The sequence below is a fragment of the Bacteroidales bacterium genome, assembly GCA_031275285.1.
Lineage (GTDB): Bacteria > Bacteroidota > Bacteroidia > Bacteroidales > UBA4181 > JAIRLS01.
Map to the genome: position 1 here is coordinate 1 of JAISOY010000091.1, position 7,491 is coordinate 7,491.

At 38.4% G+C, this 7,491-nt stretch carries 5 protein-coding genes; 3 read left to right on the forward strand and 2 right to left on the reverse strand.

Annotated features, from left to right (window positions below; translation table 11 throughout):
- Window positions 1-404 precede the first annotated feature (404 nt).
- The gene (locus LBQ60_09790) at window positions 405-2,786 is read right to left on the reverse strand and encodes a T9SS type A sorting domain-containing protein (GenBank protein MDR2038203.1); all 2,382 of its coding nucleotides are present in this window, start codon (window positions 2,784-2,786) and stop codon (window positions 405-407) included.
- A 123-nt stretch (window positions 2,787-2,909) separates the two neighbouring features.
- Complete coding sequence (locus tag LBQ60_09795; GenBank protein ID MDR2038204.1) at window positions 2,910-3,863, reverse strand: NAD-dependent epimerase/dehydratase family protein; 954 nt, start codon at window positions 3,861-3,863, stop codon at window positions 2,910-2,912.
- Between the two features lie 224 nt (window positions 3,864-4,087).
- Here LBQ60_09795 and LBQ60_09800 point away from each other — a divergent pair, with 224 nt between their 5' ends.
- From LBQ60_09800 to LBQ60_09810, 3 genes are all read left to right on the forward strand, one after another.
- The gene (locus LBQ60_09800) at window positions 4,088-6,118 is read left to right on the forward strand and encodes a LysM peptidoglycan-binding domain-containing protein (protein ID MDR2038205.1); all 2,031 of its coding nucleotides are present in this window, start codon (window positions 4,088-4,090) and stop codon (window positions 6,116-6,118) included.
- Window positions 6,093-6,614: a hypothetical protein gene (locus tag LBQ60_09805; protein ID MDR2038206.1), complete on the forward strand. Its 522-nt coding sequence runs from the start codon at window positions 6,093-6,095 to the stop codon at window positions 6,612-6,614. The genes LBQ60_09800 and LBQ60_09805 overlap by 26 nt, the downstream gene beginning before the upstream one ends.
- Window positions 6,615-6,872: 258 nt before the next feature.
- Window positions 6,873-7,491: asparagine--tRNA ligase (locus tag LBQ60_09810; GenBank protein MDR2038207.1), on the forward strand; the 619-nt coding region annotated here is incomplete at its 3' end.

A 7,491-nucleotide genomic window follows, 5' to 3' on the forward strand; every position in this document is an offset into this window, starting at 1 on the left:
CGGATAAAGAAAATGAAGCCCGGGAAAAAATAACCTGGATCAGGTCAAAATACCCAAAGTATAACGATGTATGGTTGCTTGTTAGAAAATAAATATTTTTCAACAAGACCACATATTATCATCAGGCGCTTGTATTGTTCTTTCTCCGGGGCAACTTTATGGTATCACGTAAATATTTCTTCGAAGTTATACCCGTACTGGGGGCTCTAGCAAACATCTATCAAAAACAGGGATTCACACAACCGCCATTCATTCGTAGTTTCTTACAAATTTCCATCATTTGTTCATAAATAATACGAATGTTCAAGGTTATCTGTATATAATATTACTTACAGATAACCTTGAGTAAGGCAGATATACTCTGATTTCTTTTATTTCATAGAGATAAAGGCGACACCAACAGATCATTTCTTGATCAATTTTCGGGTAATCGTATTTCCTTTTACTTCTATTTTCAGGATATATAATCCGGATGGCCTATTACTAAGGTCAAGGGTCATATCCGATAACGAATTGGTTTCCGATAGTATGGTTTGTCCCAGAATATTAACAATTTTTATCGTACAGGGACCTTCCATCCCTGTAATCCTTACTACATCGACAAATGGATTCGGATAGACCGTTAGCTTTGTTTCATCGAAAGAAGGTACAGACGAAATAATATCATTAATGGTTTTATCAGCCTCATTAACCATAAAATCATTGGCAGTATATATACCGCCGGATTTAGCATCGATCTCGATACCATTGCCTTGTAAAGTATATCCGGGAAGCTCTAGTACGACCCGGTAAATACCTTCAGGCAGGTTGCTGAACCGGTAATAACCGTCAGTATCCGGCCTTACTCTTCTCACCAATTCCCAATCATCTGATTTTTGTGCACTCTTAGTCGATCTATATATGCCTACGGTAGAGTTCAGGGCTACCCGTGCCTTAATAGTGGAAGCATCATAAATAGTTCCCTCAATGGTAATGTTACCGATACCTAAAGCCGGTAAGGGGTTGAGTTTTATAGATACCGGAACATTCACGTCTTCATTGATTAATGAAACGATGGTTGCTTCTCTCCAGGTCAATGCGTTGGTATGGTAGGTGAGCAAATACCCGTCTACATGATCCACGCTCACCAGATAATTCCCTAACGGTAGATCACCAGAAAAGAAAACGCCATCCCATTTGGCTGTATCAACAAGTACAATATCCTCACCTTTAATGTGGTAAATTTCCACCAAAGCGTTATTAGTACCGGGTTCAAGAGTTATCATCATTCTTCCGGTGGGAAGATAGTAGTTGATTGTTTTATCCGCCTCTTCTGCAATAAAATATATTTCTTCAACGGATCCGGGCCGGGATGTTATTATCATACGGTCATCCAGTGAGACTTCATATCCGGGCATATCCACGATGACAAGATAATCCGCTTCCGGTAGGTTATAAAACTGAAAGCTTCCGTCGGTAGCGACCGACGTATAGGTGAATGGGGTTTCTTCCGGATGTTTATATAGGAGCACATTCACCCCTTCAGGATATCCTCCTGAAATTTTTCCTTTTATGGTTCCTGTTCCCGGGATAAATGTAGGTACAGGAACAGGATCAATAACAGCTATTTTAGTCTCTCCTTGTTCCGTAATACTAATAATTTCAGCGACTGACCATTCAACCGGTTGTTTATCGGTCGGCAGGGAAGTATTATAAGTAGGGAAAAAATTTCCAGTAGACGGATTAAAACGGACAATGCAATCACCTTTAGGTATTCCTGTCAGTTCGTTCGTTTTGATCAACCCACCATCATCTGTACGTGTAAAAACCGTATAGCTTCCCTGATATGACTCAGCTCCTTCCACTTTAATATTACCCGAAAAAAAATCAAACGTAAGACGGACAGTAAATCCGGGAAGTACTCCGCTACTATACTGTATTTCACATTCAAGGTCATCCAGATTATAATCCGATAATGACGGAAAAAAAATACCTTGCCCATCATTAGGAACCGAAATAGATGTACCTTGGTCTTTCCAATTAAAATTTGCGACCTCTCCAAGAGTTTCCCGGCTTAAGTCGATGGTTGGATTTTCGGTATATACTTCTTCTATCACATAGCGAATATCCTGTGTTCCTGCCAGTGTAACCCTATCTGCACTATATCCTTTAATTCCCGAAAAAAGAAGTTGATTCCCTTCTAACATCAAAAACAAGGATGAAGACATGTTCCCTTCTAAATTGATAAAAGAAAGCATATTGGAATTTAAAGATGCACTCGATAATTTATGATTCTCCGAAAAATCGATACTGGTAAGTTGGTTGACGTCCAGATTAACGGAACTGAGATTGGTACATCCCGAAAAATCAACTAACTGAATTATATTGGAACCCATATCAACATTACTCAGATTGATACATCCATTAAAAATGGCAGTTGACAATTTATTTTTTCCCAAACCGACCATTTGAAGATTTGTACACCCACTTAAGTCAAGACTCCCGGATAAATAGTAAGCTTTTCCATCCTGATTAAGAGAATCGGGTGTATTGATATAGTTAATTGATTGCGTACCTTCCAGGTCGAGCGAACAGGTAATAAATGGAGAAGTCCGTAATTCATCCTTCCAGTTATCCGTTAATCTAAATACATGAGCATTCAGAACACCAGTTGTATTCCCCAATCTGGAATATGCTTCCTGTTCCAGAAACCGTACAAGTTTCACGGAATCATTTTCAGATAGTTTTTGTGAATGAGCCACTGTTACCAAAAAAAGACAAAAGGACAAGAGTAAAAATTTTTTCATATTTTTCAGAACTTAGAAATTCACCTAAAATTATCTCACACGATTTCTCCGGAAACCCTTATATTACATATACGATGCTAATTCATAAATGTTTCGGCATCATCCGGAAAACATATGAAAAAATCAGGAGCCCAGTTTCTTTTTTACTTCTTCGAGCATAATTCTTGTAATGTCTTCAAGTGTATATGAATAAGTGCATCCCCATTGTTCCCGTGCGACAGAATCATCAATGCTTTGGGGCCAGGAATCAGCTATTGTCTGGCGAAAATCCGGTTTATATGTAATTTTGAAATCAGGAATGTATTTCTTGATCTCAGCAGCCAGATCTTTCGGGGAGAAACTAATCCCTCCCAGATTATAGCTGGATCTAACAGTAATGGTCGATGCATCTGCTTCCATTAAATTTATCGTTGCTTGTACCGCATCCGGCATAAACATCATGGGTAATGCAGTATCCTCACTGAGGAAACATTCATATTTTTTTCGTCTGATTGCATCATAAAATATTTCTACAGCATAGTCAGTAGTGCCACCTCCCGGTTCGGTTTTATAACTGATCAGCCCCGGATAACGAATACTACGCACATCAATATTATATCGCTGATGGTAATATTGCATCCATCTTTCACCTGCCAGCTTGCTGATCCCATATACGGTATTAGGTTCCATAACCGTAAACTGAGGGGTGTTTACCCGTGGGGTAGTTGGTCCGAATACCGCAATAGAACTCGGCCAAAAAACTTTTTTTATCTCCGGGACTTCTTTGGCCAAATCGAGAATATTCATCAGGCTGTCCATATTAATGTTCCATGCCTGGATGGGAATACGTTCGGCATTTCCGGAAAGTACCGCAGCCAGGTGATATATCTGTGTTATTTTATGCCGGATAACGAAATGGATAAGTCGCTTATCATCCATGACATCCAATAACTGGAAAGGTCCGCCATCCATTACATCTTGTGAAGGATGTTTGATATCGGTGGCAAAAACATGTTCCGCACCATAAATGTTACGTAAGGCTATTGTCAATTCCGAACCTATCTGTCCGGCTGCACCAATGATTAAAACATTATCCATATTATCAGTTATTTTTTTAGCTAAAGTAGAGGTTGTTTTATTTTCAAAACATGATATTTGTTTGTTTTTATAAAATTAAACAACATGCTAAAAAATCATACGAAAAGATGTTGTTACTTAAACTAAAATATGTTATTTTTCCGTTATTTTCAATAAAGCAAATCTAAACATATGCTTTCTTAAAAAATCATTAGTTTTGCAGAATTATATCATATCTCACAAGAATGAATTTGTTACGTGTTTTTGTTGTTAACCTATTATGCTTTTTGTCTTTGCAGGCATTAGAAGCGCAAGTGGAAGTAACTGTTTCTAAGAAAAAAACAGTAATAGACGGGAAATCTTATTACCTGCACACGGTCAGGCAAGGTGAAACCTTATATTCCATTAGCAAAGCATACAATGTCCTTCAGAAAGACATTGTTTTTAATAATCCGAATTGTCTTGAGGGCATCCGTATTGGTGAAGAACTCAAGATACCCGAGAAACCGGAAGGTGCCACTACCCATCAACTCGAGTCGGATCAATCTATTTATCATATCATAGAAAAGGGACAAACGATTTTCTCCCTTGCACAAACTTATGGAGTAAGCAAAGAAGAGTTGTATCAATATAATCCTGAACTGGAACACTCCCCTTTACAGGTAGGACAAGTAGTTAACATACCCAAAAAAAATCCGTCGAAAAACACACCATTACAAACCGGTTATCTCATACATACGGTAAAAAGAAAGGAAACACCTTTCTCCATTGCCAAAAGTCATAATATAGATTTGAATCAACTTCTGGATGCCAATCCCGAACTAGATAACAGAAATCCGAAGATAAAGGTCGGCCAGGAAATAAAAATACCATTACCTGACGTTGATCCCATAAGTATCCCTATTGATGTGTCAAAAACGGATACGATCATCATCAGGAAAGATCTGGAAATAATGGAGTTGGTGCAGGATACATCACATATCAGTTCCGAAGATCCTTTTCATCACGTATTTACTGATTCATCATTCATTACGGCAGATTATCCGATTGAATGTGTTCCTACCACGCAGAAAGAATTTAGCGTAGCCATGCTATTACCTCTCTACCTGGCTGATAATTTCCCTGCGTCTCCTCCTGATACTACGATGGTAAAAGACGAACAGGGTCGATATGTACGAAAGGATGGCAGTTATTGGATACACCCATGGTCAACAGACGCATTCGAATTTTATCAGGGAGCCTTGCTGGCTATCGATTCCCTCAGGAAATGCGGACTAATTGTTAAGATATATTTATATGACACCATGCGTGATACGTCAAAAGTAGAACAGATACTAAGAAGTCCTGTAATGAAAGAAGTAGATCTGATTATCGGTCCATTTTACACAGAACTGATTAATAAAGTTGCCCGTTTTGCTTATGAAAATAAAATATACTATATCTCTCCGGTAGCTACGAATATAGGATCTTTGAAAAACAATCCATATCTGATGCAGGTAAATTCCGGAGACATTAATTCGGTAGGACCGATGGTTGATTTTATCAGTAAGCAGGAAAATATACACGTAAATCTCATTGGATATAAGTCGGAAACAGATCAGGCCATTTTTAACGCATATAACAATAAATTAAGGACCGTACTACATGATTCACTAATCAGTACCCATCAATTCAAAGTAGACAGTATTCCATTCGGATATTTGAAACGGGGGAAGACGAATGTGGTAATCGTAACTACGAAAAACGAGACATTTATTAATATCCTTGCTGCACAACTTAATTCGGCTACACGCGATTATGTTATCAATTTATACGGCCTGGCTAACTGGACACGTTTCATCAACCTGGATCAGGAATACTTACATCAATTGGAATTCCGTTACACAACAGCATATCATGTTGATTACTCGAACAAAAACGTACAGCAATTTTTGCGGAAATACAGGTATTATTATCATACAGAGCCCAGTCCCCTGAACAGGCAAAGCGGATATTCGCCCCAACCATATCAACTGCCTTTTTTGGGTTATGATGTTATGTTTTATTTTGGTTCAGCCATACAAAAATATGGAAAGGGATTCGGTTATTGCATCCCGCAATTCAGATTGCCGACACTTCAGTCCGACTTTCACTTTACCAAAATAGATCCTTTTAGCGGATATATGAACACGCATATGGATATATATCGTTACACCAAAGACTATACAGTGGTGAAAGAGGATGTGAGAGTGGAGGTGAATGAAAGTGTGATTGAAGAGACCGCTGATAAAGAATAATCTGTTTCCCGTTCCTATTCCCGATATGCTCCTTATTGACCTGGACAGTTATATATCGCCGGCCGGCATGCGAAAACTCTGGATGACGTTGATCCTTCTGGCAGCTATATTGGTTGTTTACCTACGTTATATATATACCAGACATAAAGCCAATCCTTTCAGGATCAAACAAAAAATGTGGTATTCGGGAGGATTAAAAATGTCCGTTAGGATCAAGAATATCAGCAAAACAATTATTGAAATCAATACACCGGAAATTGAATTCCGGCACCCGCGCATGAAAAAACGACGTTTTAAAATTGTTGCGCCGGGCAGCAGGGATATCTTCCCACTTGGTTTATCTCCTCAAACAAGTTATGATTTTATGGTTGAATTCACTCGTTTATATGAACGGGAAGAAATATTGAGAAGATATGGCCATGTATATATATGGATCAAAGACAAAACCGGAAAAAAGATCACCTATAAAAAAGTAAAAATCAGGATGCCTAAATGATTTCATCATATATCCGCTAAAAACCGGAATTCCTGAGCTATTATCCGGCAAAAACTACACGGAGACCTCCAATAATTATTTTTTGTATAATAACGGGTAAAAATATCAACAACAAGTAGAAAGTTTTGGATATTTTATTTAAAACTTTTTAACGGAAAAACGGAAAACCTGTTAAATATTATTCCCTGATAGAATGGAAATGACATTCAAAAGTTATACTTTTGTATCGCAATCATAGTTAGTTTATTCTTCAATTCAATGGAAAGGTATAAAATCAAAGATTTATTAGCTGCTACTTCTTTTGGCAGTGAAGTGTTGGCAAAGGGTTGGGTTCGCACCAAACGTGGAAATAAAAATGTAGCCTTTTTGGCTTTGAACGACGGTTCTGTTATTCATAACCTGCAGGTAGTGGTAGACCCGGGTAATTTTGATGAAGTCTTACTCAAACAAATCACGACAGGTTCGTGCATCGCTGTAACAGGTAAATTAATGGAATCGAAAGGACAGGGACAAAATGTAGAGATCCATGCTTCGGAAATTCAATTGTACGGCACCGCAGATCCGGAATCCTATCCGTTGCAAAAGAAAGGCCATACCCTAGAATTTCTTCGTGAAATTGCTCATTTGAGACCCCGGACCAATACATTTGGGGCCGTATTCAGGATGCGACACGCAATGGCTTATGCCATCCATAAATTTTTTAATGATAAAGGCTTTTATTATTTACATACACCAATCATCACTGCATCAGATGCAGAAGGTGCCGGAGCCATGTTTCATGTAACAGAATTCAATCTGGAGCAGATCCCCAAAACACCTGAGGGGTCAGTTGATTATTCCCAGGATTTTTTCGGCAAAGCGACCAATCTAACTGTTT